Origin of the sequence: Pseudoalteromonas sp. SIMBA_162 (assembly GCF_046535955.1) — a bacterium.
In the GTDB taxonomy this organism is placed as follows: domain Bacteria; phylum Pseudomonadota; class Gammaproteobacteria; order Enterobacterales; family Alteromonadaceae; genus Pseudoalteromonas; species Pseudoalteromonas marina.
In genome coordinates, this window is sequence record NZ_JAWJBQ010001365.1 from 1 (window position 1) to 230 (window position 230).

Below are 230 nucleotides of genomic sequence, written 5' to 3' on the forward strand. Positions count from 1 at the left end.
GCTTTAGCAGACTTAATGAATCAGTTTAATTTAAATGCCAAGACAATCGAACGGAAAAAGGGATTTGTGACCTATTTAAAAGAAGCGGAAAAGATTTCCGATTTCTTAGGAATCGTTGGTGCAACAACAGCCATGTTGAAGTTTGAAGATGTTCGAATTGTCCGAGATATGCGAAACAGTGTGAATCGTATAGTGAACTGCGAAACTGCCAACTTGAACAAAACAATCGG

1 protein-coding gene is annotated in these 230 nt (G+C 38.3%); it reads left to right on the forward strand.

What is annotated here, in order from left to right; all coding sequences use genetic code 11:
- Nucleotides 1–15: 15 nt before the first annotated feature.
- Nucleotides 16–230: DNA-binding protein WhiA (gene whiA, locus R0J88_RS24075; protein WP_410901468.1), on the forward strand; the 215-nt coding region annotated here is incomplete at its 3' end.